The 19,970-nt window shown below is 69.9% G+C and carries 20 protein-coding genes; 9 read left to right on the top strand and 11 right to left on the bottom strand.

Going from position 1 to position 19,970, the window contains the following annotated elements; translation table 11 throughout:
* The first annotated feature begins 99 nt into the window (after nucleotides 1-99).
* Both ABZW60_RS39215 and ABZW60_RS39210 read left to right on the top strand, forming a co-directional pair.
* Nucleotides 100-1,194: an S-(hydroxymethyl)mycothiol dehydrogenase gene (locus tag ABZW60_RS39215; RefSeq protein ID WP_355485736.1), complete on the top strand. Its 1,095-nt coding sequence runs from the start codon at nucleotides 100-102 to the stop codon at nucleotides 1,192-1,194.
* Nucleotides 1,195-1,196: 2 nt separating this feature from the next.
* A complete protein-coding gene (locus ABZW60_RS39210) occupies nucleotides 1,197-2,120 on the top strand; it encodes a sigma-70 family RNA polymerase sigma factor (RefSeq protein WP_355485735.1) in 924 nt (307 codons plus the stop codon).
* On the opposite strand, the gene ABZW60_RS39205 is transcribed toward ABZW60_RS39210, so the two are convergent.
* From ABZW60_RS39205 to ABZW60_RS39180, 6 genes are all read right to left on the bottom strand, one after another.
* A complete protein-coding gene (locus ABZW60_RS39205) occupies nucleotides 2,106-2,600 on the bottom strand; it encodes a GNAT family N-acetyltransferase (protein WP_355485734.1) in 495 nt (164 codons plus the stop codon). The two genes, ABZW60_RS39210 and ABZW60_RS39205, sit on opposite strands and share 15 nt — an antisense overlap.
* 106 nt (nucleotides 2,601-2,706) lie before the next feature.
* Nucleotides 2,707-3,141, bottom strand: a complete 435-nt coding sequence (locus ABZW60_RS39200; RefSeq protein ID WP_355485733.1) for a MerR family transcriptional regulator — start codon at nucleotides 3,139-3,141, stop codon at nucleotides 2,707-2,709.
* Nucleotides 3,142-3,191: 50 nt separating this feature from the next.
* The gene (locus tag ABZW60_RS39195; protein WP_355485732.1) at nucleotides 3,192-3,584 is read right to left on the bottom strand and encodes a Fur family transcriptional regulator; all 393 of its coding nucleotides are present in this window, start codon (nucleotides 3,582-3,584) and stop codon (nucleotides 3,192-3,194) included.
* Nucleotides 3,585-3,647: 63 nt separating this feature from the next.
* Nucleotides 3,648-4,652 (bottom strand): metal ABC transporter permease, encoded by a 1,005-nt coding sequence (locus ABZW60_RS39190; RefSeq protein ID WP_355485731.1) that lies wholly within the window; start codon nucleotides 4,650-4,652, stop codon nucleotides 3,648-3,650.
* Nucleotides 4,649-5,404, bottom strand: a complete 756-nt coding sequence (locus tag ABZW60_RS39185) for a metal ABC transporter ATP-binding protein (RefSeq protein WP_355485730.1) — start codon at nucleotides 5,402-5,404, stop codon at nucleotides 4,649-4,651. The genes ABZW60_RS39190 and ABZW60_RS39185 overlap by 4 nt, the downstream gene beginning before the upstream one ends.
* The gene (locus ABZW60_RS39180) at nucleotides 5,401-6,342 is read right to left on the bottom strand and encodes a metal ABC transporter substrate-binding protein (protein WP_355485729.1); all 942 of its coding nucleotides are present in this window, start codon (nucleotides 6,340-6,342) and stop codon (nucleotides 5,401-5,403) included. The genes ABZW60_RS39185 and ABZW60_RS39180 overlap by 4 nt, the downstream gene beginning before the upstream one ends.
* A 159-nt stretch (nucleotides 6,343-6,501) precedes the next feature.
* Between ABZW60_RS39180 and ABZW60_RS39175 the strand changes: the two genes are divergently transcribed.
* On the top strand, nucleotides 6,502-7,668 hold the full coding sequence (locus ABZW60_RS39175; RefSeq protein ID WP_355485728.1) for a YibE/F family protein: 1,167 nt from the start codon (nucleotides 6,502-6,504) through the stop codon (nucleotides 7,666-7,668).
* Nucleotides 7,669-7,772: 104 nt separating this feature from the next.
* Nucleotides 7,773-8,921, top strand: coding sequence for a metabolite traffic protein EboE (gene eboE / locus ABZW60_RS39170; RefSeq protein ID WP_355485727.1), 1,149 nt, complete (start codon nucleotides 7,773-7,775; stop codon nucleotides 8,919-8,921).
* Here the strand turns inward: eboE and ABZW60_RS39165 are convergent.
* Nucleotides 8,880-10,115, bottom strand: a complete 1,236-nt coding sequence (locus ABZW60_RS39165; RefSeq protein ID WP_355485726.1) for an FAD-dependent monooxygenase — start codon at nucleotides 10,113-10,115, stop codon at nucleotides 8,880-8,882. The genes eboE and ABZW60_RS39165 overlap by 42 nt on opposite strands.
* Before the next feature lie 88 nt (nucleotides 10,116-10,203).
* Here ABZW60_RS39165 and ABZW60_RS39160 point away from each other — a divergent pair, with 88 nt between their 5' ends.
* The gene (locus tag ABZW60_RS39160) at nucleotides 10,204-10,746 is read left to right on the top strand and encodes a helix-turn-helix domain-containing protein (RefSeq protein WP_355485725.1); all 543 of its coding nucleotides are present in this window, start codon (nucleotides 10,204-10,206) and stop codon (nucleotides 10,744-10,746) included.
* Nucleotides 10,747-10,759: 13 nt separating this feature from the next.
* Here the strand turns inward: ABZW60_RS39160 and ABZW60_RS39155 are convergent, their stop codons facing one another.
* From ABZW60_RS39155 to ABZW60_RS39145, 3 genes are read right to left on the bottom strand one after another with little or no spacing between them, the layout of a single operon-like run.
* Nucleotides 10,760-11,056 (bottom strand): DUF6703 family protein, encoded by a 297-nt coding sequence (locus ABZW60_RS39155; protein WP_355485724.1) that lies wholly within the window; start codon nucleotides 11,054-11,056, stop codon nucleotides 10,760-10,762.
* 28 nt (nucleotides 11,057-11,084) lie between these two features.
* Complete coding sequence (locus ABZW60_RS39150) at nucleotides 11,085-12,200, bottom strand: class I SAM-dependent methyltransferase (protein WP_355485723.1); 1,116 nt, start codon at nucleotides 12,198-12,200, stop codon at nucleotides 11,085-11,087.
* Nucleotides 12,201-12,237: 37 nt separating this feature from the next.
* Nucleotides 12,238-15,306, bottom strand: coding sequence for an AAA family ATPase (locus tag ABZW60_RS39145; protein WP_355485722.1), 3,069 nt, complete (start codon nucleotides 15,304-15,306; stop codon nucleotides 12,238-12,240).
* 77 nt (nucleotides 15,307-15,383) lie between these two features.
* Here ABZW60_RS39145 and ABZW60_RS39140 point away from each other — a divergent pair, with 77 nt between their 5' ends.
* The 4 genes from ABZW60_RS39140 (at nucleotide 15,384) to dusB (ending at nucleotide 18,945) form a co-directional block, all read left to right on the top strand.
* A complete protein-coding gene (locus tag ABZW60_RS39140) occupies nucleotides 15,384-15,665 on the top strand; it encodes an antibiotic biosynthesis monooxygenase (protein ID WP_355485721.1) in 282 nt (93 codons plus the stop codon).
* Between the two features lie 103 nt (nucleotides 15,666-15,768).
* On the top strand, nucleotides 15,769-17,154 hold the full coding sequence (locus ABZW60_RS39135) for a glycine--tRNA ligase (RefSeq protein WP_355485720.1): 1,386 nt from the start codon (nucleotides 15,769-15,771) through the stop codon (nucleotides 17,152-17,154).
* Between the two features lie 2 nt (nucleotides 17,155-17,156).
* Nucleotides 17,157-17,822, top strand: coding sequence for a hypothetical protein (locus ABZW60_RS39130; RefSeq protein ID WP_355485719.1), 666 nt, complete (start codon nucleotides 17,157-17,159; stop codon nucleotides 17,820-17,822).
* Between the two features lies 1 nt (nucleotide 17,823).
* Nucleotides 17,824-18,945 (top strand): tRNA dihydrouridine synthase DusB, encoded by a 1,122-nt coding sequence (dusB, locus tag ABZW60_RS39125; protein WP_355485718.1) that lies wholly within the window; start codon nucleotides 17,824-17,826, stop codon nucleotides 18,943-18,945.
* Between the two features lie 529 nt (nucleotides 18,946-19,474).
* On the opposite strand, the gene ABZW60_RS39120 is transcribed toward dusB, so the two are convergent.
* A complete protein-coding gene (locus ABZW60_RS39120; protein WP_355485717.1) occupies nucleotides 19,475-19,831 on the bottom strand; it encodes an excisionase family DNA-binding protein in 357 nt (118 codons plus the stop codon).
* Between the last annotated feature and the right edge of the window lie 139 nt (nucleotides 19,832-19,970).

The following is a 19,970-nucleotide window of genomic DNA, read 5'->3' as shown; positions in this document are numbered from 1 at the left end:
GGAGCACCGGCCGACGGACCGGCTGTCCCCCGACCGGTGGACAGCGGTACACGCCGAAGGGGGCTGACGGGAGTGGCCCGGGACGGTTAGGTTCGGGGAATGGCTCAGACGGTGCGTGGTGTGGTGGCGGCGGGCAAGGGTGCGCCGGTGTCGATCGAACAGATCACGATCCCGGACCCGGGTCCGGGCGAGGCGGTCGTGCAGGTGCAGGCGTGCGGGGTCTGCCACACGGATCTGCACTACCGCGAGGGCGGGATCAACGACGAGTTCCCGTTCCTGCTCGGGCACGAGGCCGCGGGCATCGTGGAGGCGGTCGGCGAGGGCGTCACCGACGTCCAGCCGGGCGACTTCGTCGTACTGAACTGGCGGGCGGTCTGCGGCAACTGCCGCGCCTGCCTGCGCGGCCGGCCCTGGTACTGCTTCAACACGCACAACGCCAAGCAGAAGATGACGCTCGCCGACGGCACCGAGCTGAGCCCGGCGCTCGGCATCGGAGCGTTCGCGGAGAAGACCCTGGTCGCGGCCGGGCAGTGCACGAAGGTCGACCCGGCGGCGAAGCCCGAGGTCGCGGGCCTGCTCGGGTGCGGTGTGATGGCCGGCCTCGGCGCCGCGCTCAACACCGCCGACGTGGGCCGCGGTGACACGGTCGCCGTCATCGGTTCGGGCGGTGTGGGTACGGCGGCCCTGGTCGGCGCCCGCCTCGCCGGGGCCGCGAAGGTGATCGCGATCGACATCGACGAGCGCAAGCTCGCCACCGCGCAGGAGCTCGGCGCCACGCACACGGTCAACTCGAAGTCCCTCGACCACGACGGGGTCGTCGCGGCGGTGCAGGACCTCACCGGCGGGTTCGGCGCCGACGTCGTGATCGACGCGGTCGGCCGGCCCGAGACCTGGAAGCAGGCGTTCTACGCCCGCGACCTGGCCGGCACGGTCGTCCTGGTCGGCGTACCGACGCCGGACATGCGCCTGGAGATGCCGCTGCTGGACTTCTTCGGCCGCGGCGGTTCGCTCAAGTCGAGCTGGTACGGCGACTGCCTGCCGACCCGCGACTTCCCGATGCTGATCGACCTCCATCTCCAGGGCCGCCTGCCGCTGGACAGCTTCGTCTCCGAGACGATCGCGCTGGACGAGGTCGAGGAGGCTTTCGCGAAGATGCATCACGGGGACGTGCTGCGCTCGGTCGTCGTCTTCTGACCGTGGAGGACTTCGAGCCGTACCGGCGGGAGCTGCTGGCGCACTGCTACCGCCTGCTCGGATCGCTCCACGACGCCGAGGATCTGGTCCAGGAGACGATGCTGCGCGCGTGGCGGGCGATCGACACGTACGACGCCGAGCGCGCCTCGCTGCGGACGTGGCTGTACCGGATCGCGACCAACGCCTGCCTCACCGCGCTGAAGGGCCGCGGCCGCCGGGCCCTCCCGTCCGGCCTCGTCGGAGCCGCGACCGACCCGCAGGCGCCGATCGAGCCGGCCCTCGATGTTCCGTGGCTGCAGCCGTTCCCGACCGACCCGGCGGCCGTGTTGTCGGCCAAGGGCAGCCTGCGACTGGCGTTGATCGCGGCGATGCAGTACCTGCCCGCACGGCAGCGAGCAGTGCTGGTACTGCGGGATGTGCTGGACTGGTCCGCCGCCGACGTCGCCGACGCGCTCGACACGACGCCGGCCTCGGTGAACAGCGCCCTGCAACGTGCCCGGGCGCGCCTCGCCGAGGTCGACCTGCACGAGGACGACGTCGACGAGCCGACCGATCGGGAGATCCGCACGGCCGTCGAGGACTACGTGCGCGCCTTCGAGGCCGCCGACGTCGAAGCGCTCAAGACGATGCTCGCCGAGCGGGTCGTGCTGGAGATGCCGCCGGCGCCGCTGTGGTTCGTGGGCCGCGACGCGTACGGCGGATTCATCGAGCGGGTGTACGCGATGCGTGGCCCGGCCTGGCGGCTGCTGCCCACGGTGGCGAACGGTCAGCCCGCCGTCGGCGCCTACGCACGCGGCGACGACGGGCGGTACCACGCGCACAGCCTGCAGGTCTTCGCCGCCACCAAGGCCGGGATCACCCACAACGTCACGTTCTTCGACCAGACGCTGTTCGCGTCGTTCGGCCTGCCGTCAGACCTGGAATGAGATCCAGAGGTCCGGCTCCGCGTCCGGCTTGCCGGCGATCGGCCGGGCCTCCTGGGTCCACACGTCGCCGGAGATCTCGGTCGCGACCCGCTGCCAGAACCTGACCGCCTTCTCGTTGTTGGCCTGGAACGCGACCTCGCACGGGCCGGGGTGATGTGACAGCACCTCCTGGACCGCCCGCAGCCCGAAGCCGCCGCGACGGACAGGACGCACCATGAAGAACGCGTTCAGCACGTGAACCGGCTGCTGCAGTGCGCGCATGAAGCAGAACCCGACCGGGTTCTCACCGAGACAGATGAGGTACCCGGCCCACTCGGCGTGACCGGTGAGGACGTTCTCCAGCCACTCGGTGCGGTAGCTGCCGTCGGGGCGCGGGAGCTGGCCCTGGAACTCGGACATGTCGTGGCGGAACATCAACCACAACCGCTCCATCACGGGTCGGTCGGAGGCCTCCACACGGCGCACCAGAAGATCGGACATTGGTCTCCTTCGAAGGGGGTCGGAAACGCAGAAAAGCCTCCCGCCGGAAGAGTCCGGTACGGAAGGCTTACTGCGGTCAGTTTATCAGTCGCGCGGCGCGGTCCGGTTACGGAACGGCGGTGCCGCCGTACACGGTGATCTTGTAGTCGGTCACCGCGAGGGCGAGCTGCAGATCGCGCAGCTGCCGCTGGATCCGCTCGCGGTGCTCCTGCATCAGGGCGAGCCGCTGCGGCGCGGTGTGCTCGCCCTCGTGAACCAGCTCCAGGTAGTGGCTGATCGTGCCGATGGACATCCCGGAGGCACGCAGCCTGCTGATGAACACGATCCGCGCCATCGCCCGCTCGTCGTAGCTGCGATAGCCGGCGGCGTCCCGGCGTACGTCGAGCAGGCCGATCCGCTCGTAGTACCGCAGGGTGTGCGCGGTGAGGCCGGTGAGCTCGGAGGCTTCGGCGATCGACAGCTGCTCGGGCAGATCGTCCGGCAGCTCGAGCAGGCACAGCAGGTCCCGGTCGATCGGCTCCAGTACCTCGGTCGCGGTCATGTCCACGACGGTATGCCTTCGAGTGCGCTCGAAGGCAAAGGTGACCTACGTCACGCCCGCTGGCACTCCGCGCAGGTGCCGAAGATCTCCAGGGTGTGGCTGACGTCGGCGTACCCGTGCTCGGCCGCGACCTTGTCGGCCCACCGCTCGACGGCCGGGCCTTCGACCTCGACGGTCCGGCCGCAGTTGCGGCAGACCAGGTGATGGTGGTGACCCTTCGAGCAGCGCCGGTAGGCGGTTTCGCCGTCGGCGGTGCGCAGGACGTCGACCTCGCGGGAGTCCGCGAGCGCCTGCAGGGTGCGGTAGACAGTGGTCAGGCCGACGGCCTCACCGGCGGACCGGAGCTCCTGGTGGATCTCCTGGGCGGTCCGGAAGTCGTCGATCTTGTCGAGCGCGTGCGCGACCGCCGCGCGCTGACGGGTCGAGCGTGTCCCGATAGCCACCGTTCCTCCTGTCATGTCTTTACCGCCGTCCAGTCTCTCAGAAGTCAGCAACCTGTTGCTGCATCAGTGCTCGTCCCAGTGGTCACCGTGTGCCGCGTGCAGGTGACCGTCGTGCACGTAGTCGACGTGGTCGCCGTGCTCGACCTTCTTGTGCCCGCACTCCGGGTTGTGCGCGTGCGGGTGCCCGGCACTCACCACATGCGGCTCCGGCGTCGGCACGCCGATCTCCGGCTCCTCGTCCGCGAGCGGACGCGCCCGGCCGGCCCGCCGTCGCAGCAGCGTCCCGACCGTCGCCGCCACCACGAACCCGGCCAGCGCCAGTACGACGATGGTTGCCCCGGGCGCGACATCCGCGTTGTACGACGTGACGATCCCGGCCAGACAGGCGGCTACACCGATCACGCACGCGGTGATGAACGTACTGCGGAACGAACGCGTCACCTGCTGCGCCGTCGCGACCGGGACCACCATGAGCGCGCTGACCAGTAGCAGCCCCACAGTGCGCATCGCGACCGTCACAGTGACCGCGGCCATGACAGCGATCACCAGGTTGAGCAGCTGGACCCGGAGTCCCGTCGTGCGGGCGAACTCCTCGTCCTGGCACACGGCGAACAGCTGCGGGCCCAGGCCGATCGCTACGACCAGTACGGCGATGGCCAGGCCAACCACGACGTACAGGTCGCTCTGGGAGACCGTGGTGAGTGAACCGAACAGGTAGGTGTTCAGCGTGGCTGCGCCCTGACCTGCCAGCCCGATGAGCAGCACACCGCCCGCGATACCGCCGTAGAAGAGCAGAGCGAGTGCTACGTCGCCTGTGGCCTTGCCGCGGGCGCGGACCAGTTCGATGGCGGTCGCGCCGGCGATCGACACGATGATCGCGGTCAGCACCGGTGCGCTCCCGGTCAGCAGACCGAGCGCCACACCGGTGATCGCGATGTGACCGATGCCGTCACCCATCAGCGACAGCCGCCGCTGCACCAGATACGTCCCGATGGCGGGCGCCGACAGCCCGGTGAGCAGGCCCGCGATCAGGGCCCGCTGCATGAACTCCAGCTGGAACATGGTCATGACGGGAGCCACCCCGGTTCGTCGTCGGTGGTGTGCGAGTGGTGGACGTGGGCGTGCGTCTGCGAGGCGTGCGGGGGACCGTCGTACACGATGCGGCCGCGGCGCATCACGACCGAGCGGTCGATCAGGGCGTCCATCGGGCCGAGGTCGTGGCTCACCATCACCACGGTCGTGCCGCGCGCGACCCGCTCCCGGATCGCGTCGGCGAAGATCTGCTGGCTGGCCAGGTCGACCCCGGCCGTCGGCTCGTCGAGGATCAGCAGCTCGGGGTCGGACACCAGGGCGCGCGCGATCAGCACCCGCTGCTGCTGCCCGCCGGACAGCTCGGCGACCGCGTCCTTGCGCCGGTCGGCCATGTCGACGACCTGCAGGGCCTCCTCGATCGCCTGCTTGCCGGCGGCGCCGAGCGGCGTGAACAGCCGCCGCTTCGACAGCAGGCCGGACGACACCACCTCGTACACCGTCGCCGGTACGCCGCCGGCCGCGGTGATGCGCTGCGGCACGTACCCGACCCGGCGCCAGTCGCGGAACCGGGGGACCGGCGTCCCGAACAGCCGGACCTCGCCGCGGGCCGCCGGCAGCAGCCCGACCACGGTCTTGATCAGCGTGGACTTGCCGGAGCCGTTGGTGCCGAGCACGGCGACCACCTCGCCCTGGCGGATCCGCAGGTCGATGCCCCGAAGCACCAGGCGGCCGCCCAGGTCGACCGAGAGATCGGCGACCTGGACGGCCTTGGCCTGTTCAACTGTCACGAGCAGCCGTTCGCTTTCTGTAGCTCTTGCAGGTTCCGCCGCATCAGGGTCAGGTAGGTCTCCTGGGAGTTGGCGTCCGACAGGCCCTCGATCGGGCTCAGCACGGCGGTCTTGACGCCGACGTCCTTCGCGATCGTCTCGGCCACCTTCGGACTGACCAGCTCCTCGTAGAAGATGGTCGTCACGTGCTGGGCCTTCACGATGTCCTGGACCTCCTTGATCCGGGCCGGCGCCGGCTCCGCGTCGGGCGTGAACCCGGCGATCCCGACCATCGTCAGACCGTATCGCTTCGCGAGGTAGGCGAACGCCTCGTGGCTGGTCACGAACGTCTTCAGTGTGCAGTTCGCCAGACCGGTCCTGTAGTCGGTGTCGAGCTTGCCGACCTGGTCGAGCAGCGCCTTGGCGCGCTCGCGGTACCCCGCGGCGTTGGCGCTGTCGACGCTGACCAGCCGGTCCTCGACCGCCTTCACGACCGCCGCGTAGCGCACCGGGTCGAGCCAGAAGTGCGGGTCGAGGGCGCCGTCCTTGTGCGCGGCCGCCTCGGCGCCCTCCTCGTGCTCCTCGAAGTCGGCGCCGGTGGCCTCGAGCTGGGCGGCCGGCGCGACGTCGAAGCCGGCGTCCTTCGCGTTCTGCTCGACGGCCTCGTCGACGGCGGGCTGCAGATCCTTCTCGAAGACGACCAGCTTCGCCTCGGCGATCTCGCCGACCTGCTTGGGGGTCAGCTCGAGGTCGTGCGGCTCCACACCGGGCGCGGTCAGGGTGGTGACGTTCACCGCGTCGCCCCCCACTGTGCGGGCGATGAACTCGAGCGGGTAGAACGAAGCCACGACGTCGAGCTTGCCGCCACCGGAGTCGTTGGCGGAGCCGCCGCACCCGGCCAGGGTGAGGGCGGCCAGGGCAGTGGCGCCGGCGACAGCAGCTCGAAGACCAGATCTCATGACAATCATTTTCATTTAACTGGAACTGATTGTCAAAACAGGGAGTTCACGATGGCCAGCCGTAACGTCGGGAGACGACGTGCCGACCGTAGGGGCAACCGCCGCCGGGGGCTCGACATTCCCCAGGGCCACGGCCATGGGCACGGCCACGGGGACCACGTGGTCGACACGTGGGTGGTGGACTCGGACGCGGTCGTCGCCCGCCGGGTCCGGATCGTGGTCGCCGCGGTGCTGACCCCGCTGCTGCTGGCTGCCGTGGTGCTGATGATCGTGATGTGGCCCGGCGGCGGCGTGAAGGTCGCGTCGTACCAGACCGCCACCGCGCGCGGCGAGGTCACCGCGGTGAAGGCCTGCCCGAACGTGAAGGACCAGTGCGACGAGGCGACGGTCGAGCTCACCAGCGGGCCCGACAAGGGCCAGGTCGTGCCGATCCAGGTCCCGAAGTCCGGTCAGACGTCGATCCCGGTCAAGGCCGGCCAGTCGATCATGCTCGGCGTGCAGGACGCGCCGACGGTCGCCGACCGGTACTCCTACGTCGACCACGACCGGACGAAACCGCTGCTGTGGCTGGCGGTGGTCTTCGCGGTCGCCGTCGTCGCGTTGTCGCGCTGGCGCGGTTTCGCCGCGTTGATCGCGCTCGCGGTGACGGCGGTGATGCTGACGCAGTTCATCCTGCCGGCGATCCTGAAGGGGGAGAACGCGCTGCTCGTCGCGGTCGTCGGCGGGACGGTGATCATGGCGATCGCGCTGTTCCTGACCCATGGGATCAACGCGGAGAGTTCGATCGCGTTGTCCGGGACGGTGGCCGCGCTCGGGCTGACAGTGGTCCTCGGCTGGTTCTTCACCAAGTTCTGCCAGTTGAGCGGTCTGGCGTCCGAGGGGGCGTCCGGGGCCAAGGCGCTGGTGCCCGACATCGACCTGACCGGGTTGCTCGTGGCCGGCATGGTGATCGGCGCGCTCGGTGTGCTCGACGACGTGACCGTCACGCAGGCCGCGGCGGTCTGGGAGTTGTCGGCCTCGAACCCGTCCGCGAGCCGTCGTGAACTGATCGGCGCCGGTCTGCGGATCGGCCGCACCCACGTCGCCTCGGTGGTGAACACGCTCGTGCTGGCGTACGCCGGTGCCTCGCTGCCGGTGCTGCTGGTCTTCGCCATCCAGGACCTTCCCGGCCGCGCGGTTCTGTCGACCGAGTCGGTGGCGGTCGAGGTGGTCCGTGGTCTGGTCGGCAGCCTGGGGATCATCGCGGCCGTCCCGCTGACCACCGCCCTCGCCGCGATGGCGGTCGCCGACCGATCACGCGACCTGGTGGCCTCGGCCGACAACTGAAAATCAGCCCTTCCGCCCCGGCGCTCTGCCTTCTACAGTGCAGATAGGTCACGGAGAGTCCGCCAGCGACTACCTTCGGCGACCGTACGGGGTGAGGAGCGCTGATGAGGTTTCGTCATCGGGACGGTTCGACCGTCCACCTGGGGTACAGCGCGACGGTGCATCCGGCCGCGGAGCTCGACGAGTTGGTCGCCGGGCTCGACGCCTGCGCCGGCGCGGTCCGATCGGCGCTCGGCGTACCGGTGCTCGGGGTCGGCCTGTGGTTCCCGCACCGGCTCGCCGATCGGCTGGCGAACTCGCCGGCCGCGCTCAGCAAGCTCCGCCGCGCGCTTTACCGGAACCGGCTCGAAGTCGTCACGCTGAACGGCACACCGCACGCCCGGTTCAGGGACAAGGTCGTCGGTACCAAGCTGTACTGCCCTGACTGGACGGACCCCGAACGGCTCCGCTACACGCTCGACCTGATCGACGTCCTGGCCGAGCTGCTGCCCGCGGACGCGCCGTACGGCTCGATCTCGACCGTCCCGCTGGGCTGGCGGGTGCCGTGGTCGAGGGACCGCAACCGGGCAGCGCGGGAAGCGATCGACCGCGTCGAGCAGCACCTCGCCCGGACCGAGACCAGGACCGGTCGGACCATCCGGATCGCCGTCGAGACCGAGCCGGGCTGCGTGCTGGAAATGATTGGTCAGGCCGCGGCCTGGCTGGATCGCTATTCCAGTCCGTACGGCGGGGCGTCGCGGATCGGGCTGGGGCTCGACACGTGTCATCTGGCGGTGCAGTTCGAGGAGCCGGCCCAGTCGTTCGAGCTGTTGTGGCGTGCGGGCGTGGACGTAGTCAAGGCGCAGCTGTCGCTGGCTCCGACGCTCGTGGACCCGTCGGATGCGTCCGGTCGCTACGCGCTCGGTCAGCTCGGCCGATCGAAGTACCTGCGTCAGGTGCGTGAGTGGGGCGGGCCCGGCGTGGACGATGTGGCGCAGTCCGGCGAGCTGTCCGGTCACGCCGCCTGGCGGATGCACGCGCATCTGGCGGCCCACGCTGCGCCGCCCGATCCGTTGAGCGCGACAACCGGCGTACTGGACGAGTGCCTGACCAGGCTGGTCGGTGGAGGGCACCCGCTCACGCATCACCTGGAGTCCGAGGTCTACGTGTGGCCGCGTGCGCCCAGAACCCAGCAGGGGTTGGCGAAACGGGTCACCAAGGAGTTGGCGTGGCTACGTGACCGGCTGACCGCGCTCGGGTTGGACGAGGTCTGAGTAGTCCGGCATCGGGACCGAGCTGAGCGCCTTGCCCACCGCGTTCTGCGACCAGATGAAGCGCTGCACCGGTGTGGGCAGCTTCGCCAGCGTCGCTGCCGCGGTCGGCATCAGCCGTAGCGCCAAGGGACCGGCCGGAATGATCGTGCGCATCACCTTCGGCGCGAACCGCCGGCTCTGCTCGACGATCGGCCGGATGGTCCGCGCGTAGTTGCGGAGGCCGGACGGCGGATCGCTCCGGGCCGCGGCCAGCTCACCGGCCAGGATGTACGCCGCCATCACCGCAAGGCTTGTGCCGCCTCCGACGGCCGGTCCGGGGCAGTAGCCCGCGTCGCCGACCAGACCGATCCGGCCGCGGTGCCAGGTGTCCAGTGTGATCTGCGCGATCGAGTCGAAGTAGAAGTCCTCGGCCTGCTCCAGGTGCTCCAGCAGCTGAGGAACCTTCCAGCCGTAGTCCCGGAATTCCTTGACCAGCAAGGCTTTCTGCTCATCCTTGTCGTGGTAGTCGTAGCGCAACTCGGGTGCGCGGAACAGGAAGCCGGCGCGCACTTGACCGGTCTGGTGCACGCCGTAGATACCGACCAGCTTGCCGACCGAGAAGTGCGACAGCGTGTGGTTGCCGAGGCCGAACACGTCGGGCATCGAGAACACCCCGAGGTATCCGCCGAGCGGCCGGCGCAGCGGTTCCTCGGGACCGAAGACGAGTCGGCGGACGTTGGAGTGCAGGCCGTCGGCGCCGATCACCAGGTCGAAGCGGCGCCGCGTGCCGGACTCGAAGGTGACGTCGACGCCGGCGCCGTCGTCGTGGAGCTCCGCGATCGAGTCGCCGAACACGTACTCGGCGGTGTCGCGCGTGGCGCCGTACAGGATCCTGGTCAGCTCGCCGCGGAGGATCTCCACGTGCCGGCTCGAGATCCCGGCGTACATCCGGCTGAGGTCGACCTCGACCGGTCGCTTGCCGAACCGCTCGATCGTCATCGCGTCGAGCTGGGTGCGGGCCGCCTCGATCGCGTCCCAGCACCCCATCCGGCGGGTGATGTCGGCCGCGGAACTGAACAGGTCGACGGCGTGGCCGCCGAGGCCGTGGCGGCCGGCGGGCGTGCGCTCGACCAGCGTCGGCTCGAAGCCGTAGCGGTGCAGCCAGTGGGCCAGCACCGGACCGGCCACGCTGGCACCCGAGATCAGAATCTTCATGACAACCCCCTTACTTATCGGAAGGTAAGTAAACAGGTGTGGGGTTGTCAATGGCTTACTTACCGGAAGGTCAGCTAATCTTCGGGGTATGCCGAGACGACGGACGGGCGACACCCGGGCGCGGATCCAGCAGGCCGCCCTGGACCTGTTCGCCGAGCGCGGCATGCAGCAGACCAGCCTGCGCGACATCGCCGACCGGCTCGGCGTCACCAAGCCGGCGCTGTACTACCACTTCGCGTCCCGCGAGGACCTGCTGAACAGCCTGGTCGAGCCGATGATCGCCGACTTCGAGGCGTACGCCGCCGCGCAACAGGCGGCCGCACCGGTCGCGCCGCGGGAGCTGCTCGGCTCGTACTTCGACCTCGCCTACCAGCACCGCGCGCTGATCCGGCTCGCGATCCGCGACCTCTCGGTGCTGCACGAACTGAAGCTCGCCGACCGCTTCATCGAGTGGCGCGGGACGCTCGCCGAGCTCCTGGTCGGCACCAGCCCGTCGCTGTCCGACGCGGTCCGGTGCATGGTCGCGCTCGGCGGGCTGTCCGACTGCGCGGTGATGATCGACCACGAGCCGGTCGCCGAGCTCCGCGAGGCCGCCGTCGAGGCCGCCTACGACAGCCTCGGGCGGCCCTGAAGGACCGCGCGGCTCAGCCGGTCGCGATCCGCGAGACCGCGAACAGCAGGATGACGAGGATCGAGAAGATCCGCAGGAAGCGCGGCCCGGTCGTCACCGCCGGCCACGACAGGAACGCCAGCCACCCCAGCAGCAACGCGAGCAGCACCAACGCCGGCACCCCCACCGGCACCGGAGCGAACACCCCGACCAGCGCCAGCACCAGCGTGATCCCCGGCAACGTCAGCTTGGGCGCGGCATGCAGCTTCTGGACCCACGGATAACTGACCTTCGTGATCCGCCGCCGCAACGGACTGCTGGGGGTGCTCATGACGCCATTGTTCCAGGTCGCGGAGCCGCTACGGGTTCAGCCGGTAGAACCGCCAGAACGGGTGGTCGATCGGCAGCACGTCGACCGACCTGAACCCGGCCTTCGCGGCCAGCTGACGCAATCCGTCCGGACGCAGCATCGTGCCGACGACCTCGGAATCCTCGTCGACCCTGCCCTGTGGCGTGCACCAGATCACGCTGGCCGCGGCCAGGAACCGCTGCACCTCGTCGCCGGGCGCGGCCAGCACCTCGTCGGCCCGCTCGTCCATGACGATCACCGAACCGCCTGGTGCGAGGGCCGCCCGGGCGGCGGTCAGCGCGTCGACCGGGTGCGCGAAGTCGTGCAGGCACTCGAAGAACGTCACCACGTCGTACCGTGTCCCGTCCGCGGTGACGGCGGTGATGTCGCGGACCTCGAAGTCGACGCGGTCGGCCACGCCGTGCTCCGCGGCGTTCCGGCGGGCCCGGGTGATCGAGTCCTCGTCGTTGTCGTAACCGTCGACGCGGACCGCCGGGTACGCCTTCGCGAGCTCGATCGCCGACCAGCCGGCGCCGGTGCCCAGATCCGCGACCCGCGCGCCGCGGGACAGGACGTCGTGCAGGCCGGGGACCGCCGGGACCCATTCGGCGACCAGCGAGTTGACGTAGGCCGGCCGGTTGAGGGCCTCCTGGGCGATGACCGCCTCCTGGCCGTACGCCGTGTACGGCACGCCGGCGCCGCTGCGGAACGCGTCCACCAGCTGCGGGAACGCGCGCCCGACGGCGGGGAGGATCGCAGCGAGACCGGCGGCGAAGAAGGGGTTGCCGGGGTCGAGCAGCGCCTCGCGGATCCCCGGCGTCAGGTCGTACCGATCGGTCGCGACGTCGGTGCCGTCGATCGTGAGCAGGCCGCTGATCGCCTGTGACTGCAGCCATTCGACGACGTACCGGTGGTCGAGACCGGTCCGGTCGGCGACCTCGGCGGCCGTGGCCGGACCGCTCTCGCCGATCGCCCGGTAGAGCCCGTGGACGTCGCCGAGGTAGATCGTGTAGAGCTCGGCCGCGCCCAGCGCCGCACCGAACATCCGCCCCATCAGGGCTTCCGCGGCAGCGAGGTCGGTCGTGGTGTCAGTGGTCGTGTCAGTCGTCGTGTCAGTGGTGGTCATGTCGATCCCTCCTGAGGTAGGTACTGCCTTCACCACCTCAGGCGCCAGGTGCGGACTGGCAATGCCAGGTGACCTCGTCCTCGGGTTCGTACACGCACTGGCGGCCGGTGCGGATCGAGACACGCAGATGCCGTCCGAGCGCCGGATGGACCTGGTCGATCGCCTTGATCGCGGCCGTGATGCGCATCGAGACCGCCTTGCGGCTGCGCTCGACCGGATCGCCCGCGGTACGGGCCCGTCCGCCGAGTCCCAGTGCGCCGGCCAGTTCACGGGTCAGGAAGTCCCGCTCCGCCCGGTCGTTCTCGGCGCGGGCCAGATCGTTGCCCGCTTCCGCCTCGGCCAGGTCGTCCTCCAGTTCGAGCAGCCGCTCGCGGTACGCCGTCCGCGCCTGGTCGTCGAGCACCGGGCCGAGGTCGCCGCCGGCCACCCGCCCGGGTCCGGACAGGTCGAGCACGCTGACCGGAGTACGCGGGCGGGCCAGCAGGATCGCCAGGTCGCGAACTCCCTTGGAATCCTGCACATGGGCGGTCACGCCGCGCCAGGTCGCCGCCCAGGTCGCGCCGAGCCGGCAGAGTTCGCCGGTGTCGGTCGGCCGGTGGATGCGGCCACCGCCCAGCTCTGCCAACGCCTTCTCGGTCTCGGCGGCCAGCGTTCCGGCGTCCACCGCCCGGTGGGCCTCGAGCGCGGACTCGAGCAGCCGGCGCGCTTCCGGGCGTCCCAGCTGAGCCGCCAGCCGGCCTAGGAACAGCGAGACGGTCCCGAGGCACGCGCCACCCATCCCGTCGATCACCCACAGATCGGCGTACGGCGCCAGCGCGTCGTAGGCGAGCGCCGCTGCCTCGTCGTCGCCGCCGAGGCGCGCGGCTTCACCGAAGAACGCGATCGACTCCAGCCATTCGGCGTCCTTGACGATCGCGTCCAGACCGTCGCGGACGCGGCGGCGGACGATGCCGCGGCCGCGGTCGAGGGCGCCGGCCTGGATGGAGTAGTAGGCGTACGGGCCGTCGATCATCGGGTTGCCGCCGTACGGCGTCATCACCTCCTCGAGGTACGCCCGCAGCGGCGGCATCGTCCCGGTCGCGCACGCGTGGGCGGACCGCAACGCGAACACCATCAGGCGGGCGTTCACACTGTCCGCCTCCTCGGCGAGCTGGGACACCTGGTCGATGCACGCCGTCGTTTCGTCCAGGCGGCCGGTCATCAGTGCGCGCATGCCCTGCCAGATCGGTACCAGCCAGCTGTGCAGGGGCAGGCCGAGTGGCCGGACGGTGTGCGCGAACGCCGCGATCTGCCCGTCTGCCTCGGTGAACCGGCCTTGTTCGAGCAGAGCCACGACCAGTTGGCGGCGGGCGAGCAGGACGAGCGCCACATCACCGATCGCGGACGCGGTCGCCAGCATGCGTTCGGCGGCGGCGATCCGCTCGGCCACGTGGTCGGGATCCGCGTGCACGTCGCACCACGCCGCCAGTGCGGCGACCTCGGCGCGCGGATCGCCCGCTTCCCTGGCCAGCGCCACAGCTTGTTCCGCCAGGTCCCGCGGCCGGTCGCCGTGATCGGTGAGGGTCCGTCCTAGGGCGAGCCGGGCCACGGCCGCGGCCTTGAGAGCGGCGTCGGGCAGCTCCGGCACCACCTGTTCGAGCAACTGGGCTTGCTCGATGTCGGTCAGGTCGACCTCGAACCCACCGACGCCGCCGCCCATCGCCAGCACCGCCCTTGCGACTGTCTCGGCCTGACCGGCGGCAGCGGCCTCGCGCGCGACACCACGCAGGGTTTCCCGTCCGCTGGTGAGTTCACCGGCCAGCACCTGGGCCTCGCCGAGCTCGAGCCGGAGCGCCGGTTCGACGTCGCCTGCCCAGCGGTAGAAGTACACCGCTTGTTCGTACCCGGAACGGCGCATCGCGGCCCGGGCGGCGATGAGCGCGAACTCCCGCGAGAGATCGCCGGCCTCAGGGTGACCGATCGCGGCACGGTAGTGCGCGGCGACCCTTCCGGCATTGGCCTCGAGCAGGTCCGCGCTGCAGCAGGTGTCCACCAGCGGCAGGCCGTGGGTCACGTTGTGCACGCCAGTCGGGCAACAACGTCCGGTGAGTGCCTGGGCGGCCCGCAGGTGCAGATCCGACCGCCGAACGGCACCGAGACCGGAGTAAACGACCTCGCGGACGAGAGAGTGCGCGAAGCGGAACCGGTCGCCGTCGATCTCGGCCAACCGAGCCGCCACCGCGTCACCGAGAACGTCCAGGACGTCGGCCGTCGCCATCTGCTCCACGGCCGCCAGCAACTCGAGGTCCACGTCCTCGCCGAGAACCGAGGCCGTCGCGAGAACGTCGTACGCCGGCTGGTTGAGGCGGGCAAGGCGACGTTCGAGAACCTGGCGGACGCCGGTCGGGGTCTCCGTGGACGTCGTACCGCGGGCCGCATGCAGCCGGGCGAGCTCCTGGACGAAGAACGGATTGCCGCCGGTCCGCGCGTGGACGTCGTCGGCGTACCCGGGAGCCGGGCCGGCACCGATCACCCGCTCCACCAGTTGAGCGGTCGCGGCCCGGTCCAGCCCGGCGAGCGGCAGGCGGACGAACGCGGCCGGCATAGCCCGCAAGGTTTCCGCGGTGCGCTCAGGCACGTCGACCGCGTTGTCACGACTGGTGATCAGCAGCAGGCAGGGGAGTTCGGGAACGAGTCCGGCCACGAACCGCAGCAAGGTCAGCGTCGGACCGTCGGCCAGGTGGACGTCCTCCAGGATGACGATCGCGGGCCGCTCGGCGGTCGCCGCGGCGAGCTGATCGGCGATCTCCGCGAAGACAGTGGCCCGGCCGGTGCCCGCCGACTCGGGCAGCGCGGTGCTGAGACCGAGTGCCCGGAACGCCTGCCGCCACGGCCAGTAGGGCAGCGTCTCCGTCTCGGGACACCGGCCCCAGGCGACGGCGTACCCGCGGTCGCGCACGGTGTCCGCGAAAGCCGATGCCGTGGCCGACTTCCCGATCCCGGCGTCGCCGATCAGGAGCGCGCCCTGGCCGCGGCCGCGCTCGACCTCGTCGAGGAGGCCGGCGAGGACGCCCAGTTCCCCGGCCCGGCCGACCACGCGCTCGGGCAGACGGTCCATACGGCCCATGAGTTCACTGTGCGGCGGCGACGGCCGCGATGGGAAGTGCTGACCGGCGGCCGTGGGCGTCACGTAAGGTGAGCGGCGTGTTCGTGGTGATCAGGTTTCGGGTGGGGGAGGCCGAGCAGGCCGGGTTCGGGGAGCGGGTGCGGCTCGCGGTCGACGTGCTCGCGCGGCAGAAAGGGTTCGTCGCGGCGCGGGTCGGGAAGAATGTGGACGACCCGGAGTTGCTGGCGCTGACGCTCGAGTTCGAGAACATCGGCAGTTACCGGCGCGCGCTGTCGCCGTACGACGTGAAGCTGGCCGCGGTGCCGCTGTTGTCGGAGGCTCTCGACGAGCCGACGGCGTACGAGGATCTGCCGGGCTGACGCGGATTCGATCCGCGACGCCCGGGACCGATAGCCTGGACCCTTCCGTAGATTCGCCAGTACCCGTTCTGTGCCCGTTCTGTGCCCGTTCTGGAGTCGAAAAGTGCCCGTGGAAACCGTCGATGCCGTCGTCAGCCTCAGCAAGCGGAGAGGCTTCGTCTACCCGTGCGGCGAGATCTACGGCGGTACCAAGTCGGCCTGGGACTACGGTCCGCTCGGCGTCGAGCTGAAGAACAACGTCCGCACCCAGTGGTGGCGGACGATGGTGACCGGCCGCGACGACATCGTCGGCCTGGACTCCTCGGTGATCCTGCCGACCCAGGTCTGGGAGGCCTCCGGCCACCTGGCCGAGTTCGTCGACCCGCTGACCGAGTGCCAGTCCTGCCACAAGCGGTTCCGCGACGACCACCTGCGCGAGGACTTCGCCCGCCGGAAGAACAAGGACCCCGAAGCGGTCCAGCTCGCCGACATCGCCTGCCCGAACTGCGGGAACAAGGGCACCTTCACCGAGCCGCGGATGTTCAACGGCCTGCTGAAGACGTACCTCGGCCCGGTCGAGTCCGAGGAGGGCCTGCACTACCTCCGCCCCGAGACCGCGCAGGGCATCTTCATCAACTTCGCGAACGTGATGGGCACCGCGCGGAAGAAGCCGCCGTTCGGTATCGCCCAGGTCGGCAAGAGCTTCCGCAACGAGATCACCCCGGGCAACTTCATCTTCCGGACCCGTGAGTTCGAGCAGATGGAGATGGAGTTCTTCGTCGAGCCCGGCTCCGACGAGGACTGGCACGAGTACTGGCTGAAGGCGCGCTGGGACTGGTACACCGGCCTCGGGCTGAACCCGGACAACATGCGGTTCTACGAGCACCCGAAGGAGAAGCTGAGCCACTACTCCAAGCGCACCGTCGACATCGAGTACCGGTTCAACTTCGGCGGCAAGGAGTTCGACGAGCTCGAGGGCATTGCGAACCGCACCGACTTCGACCTGACCACGCACTCCAAGCACTCCGGCGCCGACCTGTCGTACTTCGACCAGGAGAAGGGCGAGCGCTGGACGCCGTACGTGATCGAGCCCGCGGCCGGCCTGACCCGCAACGTGCTCGCGTTCCTGCTCGACGCCTACACCGAGGACGAGGCGCCGAACGCCAAGGGCGGCGTCGACAAGCGCACGGTGCTGCGGTTCGACCCGCGGCTCGCGCCGGTCAAGGCCGCCGTGCTGCCGCTGTCCCGCAACGCCGACCTGTCGCCGAAGGCCCGCGACCTGGCCGGTGAGCTGCGGAAGAACTGGAACGTCGACTTCGACGACGCCGGCGCGATCGGCCGCCGCTACCGCCGCCAGGACGAGATCGGTACGCCGTACTGCATCACCGTCGACTTCGACACCCTCGAGGACCACGCCGTGACGATCCGGGAGCGGGACTCGATGAAGCAGGAGCGGGTCGCCCTCACCGAGGTCACCGGCTACCTCGCCCAGCACCTGGTGGGTTGCTGACGATGAAGCCGGTTCGGGATCTGGCCGTGTTCGGGCTGGTCGCCGTCGCGGTTCTCGCGCTGGTGTCCTGCTCGGACAGCAAGCCCGAGGCAGGGACGTCGCCCACGGCGCCCGCCTCGAGCACGGCGCCGTCGAGCGCACCGATCCCGAGCGCGTCGACGCCGACGCTGACCGCGCTGCCGACACCGTCGAAGCCGTGGCCGACGCCGAAGGTCACCGGCGAGCCGGAGTCCGACGCGCCGCTCGCCGAGCGGATCACGTTCGCGATCGCGAAGCAGGCGCAGATCACCGCCGGCAAGGCGGCCGCCACTACCGTGAAGTGCCCGGGCATCGACAAGGTCGAGACCGCCGGTCAGCACGAGCTGACCTGCACGGTGACGTACGCCGGGAAGCCCTACACCGGCACGCTGACCGTCGACGCCAAGCAGTACTCGGCGTCGTACAAGTTCACCTCGGAGTCGGTCGCGATCGTTCGCGCCAAGGTCGTGGACGCCGTGCTGCGGACCGTGCAGGACGCGGCGAAGGTGACCTGCACGATGGACGATGTTGCCGTCGTCAAGCATTCCGGCGAGCCGATCGCGTGCGACGTGACGACCACCGCCAACGCCGTACAGCCTTACAAAGCACAGGTTTCCGGCGACGGACAGGTGCTGGTGGCGAAGGCCTGACATGCTTCAGCTGGGTAACCTCACGATCGAGACGCCGGTGGTGCTGGCGCCGATGGCCGGTATCACCAACGCGGCGTACCGGCGGCTGTGCGCCGAGCAGGGCGCCGGGCTGTACGTGTGCGAGATGATCACCTCGCGCGGCATCGTCGAGGGCGACCAGAAGTCGCTCGACATGCTGACGTTCGACGACCGCGAGACCGTGCGATCGGTGCAGCTGTACGGCGTGGACCCGACGTACATCGGGCGGGCGGTGCAGATCCTGTGCGACTCCTACGGTGTCGCGCACATCGACCTGAACTTCGGCTGCCCGGTTCCGAAGGTGACCCGCAAGGGCGGCGGCGCCGCGCTGCCGTGGAAGCGGAACCTGCTCGGCGCGATCCTGCGCTCGGCGGTGCACGCCGCCACGCCGTACGGCGTACCCGTGACGATGAAGACCCGGATCGGGATCGATCTCGACCACCAGACGTACCTGGACGCGGGGCGGATCGCCGCGGACTCGGGGGCGGCGGCGATCGGGCTGCACGGGCGGACCGCGTCGCAGGCGTACTCGGGGCAGGCGGACTGGTCCACGATCGCTGCGCTGGTCGAGCACGTGGACATCCCGGTGCTCGGCAACGGCGACATCTGGGAAGCCGGTGACGCGCTCCGGATGGTCGCCGACACGGGCTGCGCCGGCGTGATCGTCGGGCGCGGCTGCCTCGGCCGGCCGTGGCTGTTCCGCGATCTCGCGGTCGCCTTCTCCGGCGGTGAGGCGCTGAACCTGCCGACGCTCGGCGAGGTCGCGGACGTGATGCGCCGGCACGGCGAGCTGCTCGCCGAGCTGATGGGGGAGCAGCGCGGCCTGCGCGACTTCCGCAAGCATGTCCCGTGGTACCTGAAAGGCTTCCCGGCCGGCGGCGAGCTTCGCGCCGCCCTCGGCATGGTCGACTCTCTCGCGCGCCTCGACGAACTGCTCGCTGAGCTCGACCGCACGGTTCCGTTCCCGGTCGCCGAGTTGGGCGCACCGCGCGGTCGGCAGGGCAGCCCGCGCGACCACATCGTCCTGCCCCAGGGCTGGCTGGACGACACAGACGGCCTGACCGCCGACCTGGCCGACGCAGAAATCGGAGTCTCCGGCGGCTGACCCTCCCCGAGGGACACCCGCGAAAGGGCAGCCGCCGCGAAAGGGCAGCCGCCGCGAAAGGGCAGCCGCCGCAAAAGGACGCCGCTTCGCGGCGGCTGTCCTTCTGGCCGCCTTCGGCGGCGTGCGGATCCGGCTGCGCGACCTGATCGCGGCGGTGAGGTGGATCAGTGCTCAGCCTTGCCGCCCGGGCTGATGTGGATGTGCGAACGGGTGCTGCTCTTCCGCCCGCGAGAGGACACCGCTTCGCGGTGGCTGTTTTCTTGCCGCCTTCGGCGGTGTGCGGATCCCATTGTGCGACCTGACTGCGCCGGCGAAGTTGATCGGTGCTCGGCCTCGCCGGATGGGTTGAGGCGGTGTGCTCGCATGAGAGCAGGTGTGGTCGTCTTGCCCAACCTCATCCAGATGTGTTGGAGGCCATGGTCAGTCGGGGGTACGGGCGCCCCTATGTGTTGGGTGGCTGCGGTCGTGTGGATGGGGGTGAGCGTCGCGCATACAAACCGTTGTGCTGGCGACGGACATGTGGTGGCGATCAGTTATCGGCGAATTGGGTCGTCGAGAACTTGCTGAGCGCCGCCCGCACGATCAGGTAGTCCCGTGCGGGCTTGATCGCTTGGAGCTTCCCGGTGTCAATCAGATGTAGGACGTTCTGACGGGTGCAGCCGAGCAGCTCTGCGGCCTGGGGTACGGAGATCAGTTCCGGCAGCAACCCGATGCCCTCTCGCTGCTTGAGTACGTTCTGGGGTAGCGCGTGCACGCCCATCGGCTTACCAATCTCGCCGACGTCACCCACGAGCGCGAGAGCGGTGCTGACGGCCTGGCGCAACCCGGCTGCTGGCACCGTGAGCTGTAGTTCGAGGTGACCAGCCACGTTATTGGAAATGAGCACGGCCCAGTCACCGAGATGTTCGCGGATCCGGCGAACATGGCCGTCATCGCCGTGGGGGGGGGGGGGGGGCCCCCCCCCCCCCAATATAATTAGGGGGAAAAAAAGAGCAGGGGGGGGGACAACACAAAAAAACACACAA

The sequence above is a fragment of the Kribbella sp. NPDC003557 genome (assembly GCF_040610805.1).
Lineage (GTDB): Bacteria > Actinomycetota > Actinomycetes > Propionibacteriales > Kribbellaceae > Kribbella.
Note: the sequence above shows the minus strand (reverse complement) of the source record. Positions and strands in the feature narration are given on the sequence as shown.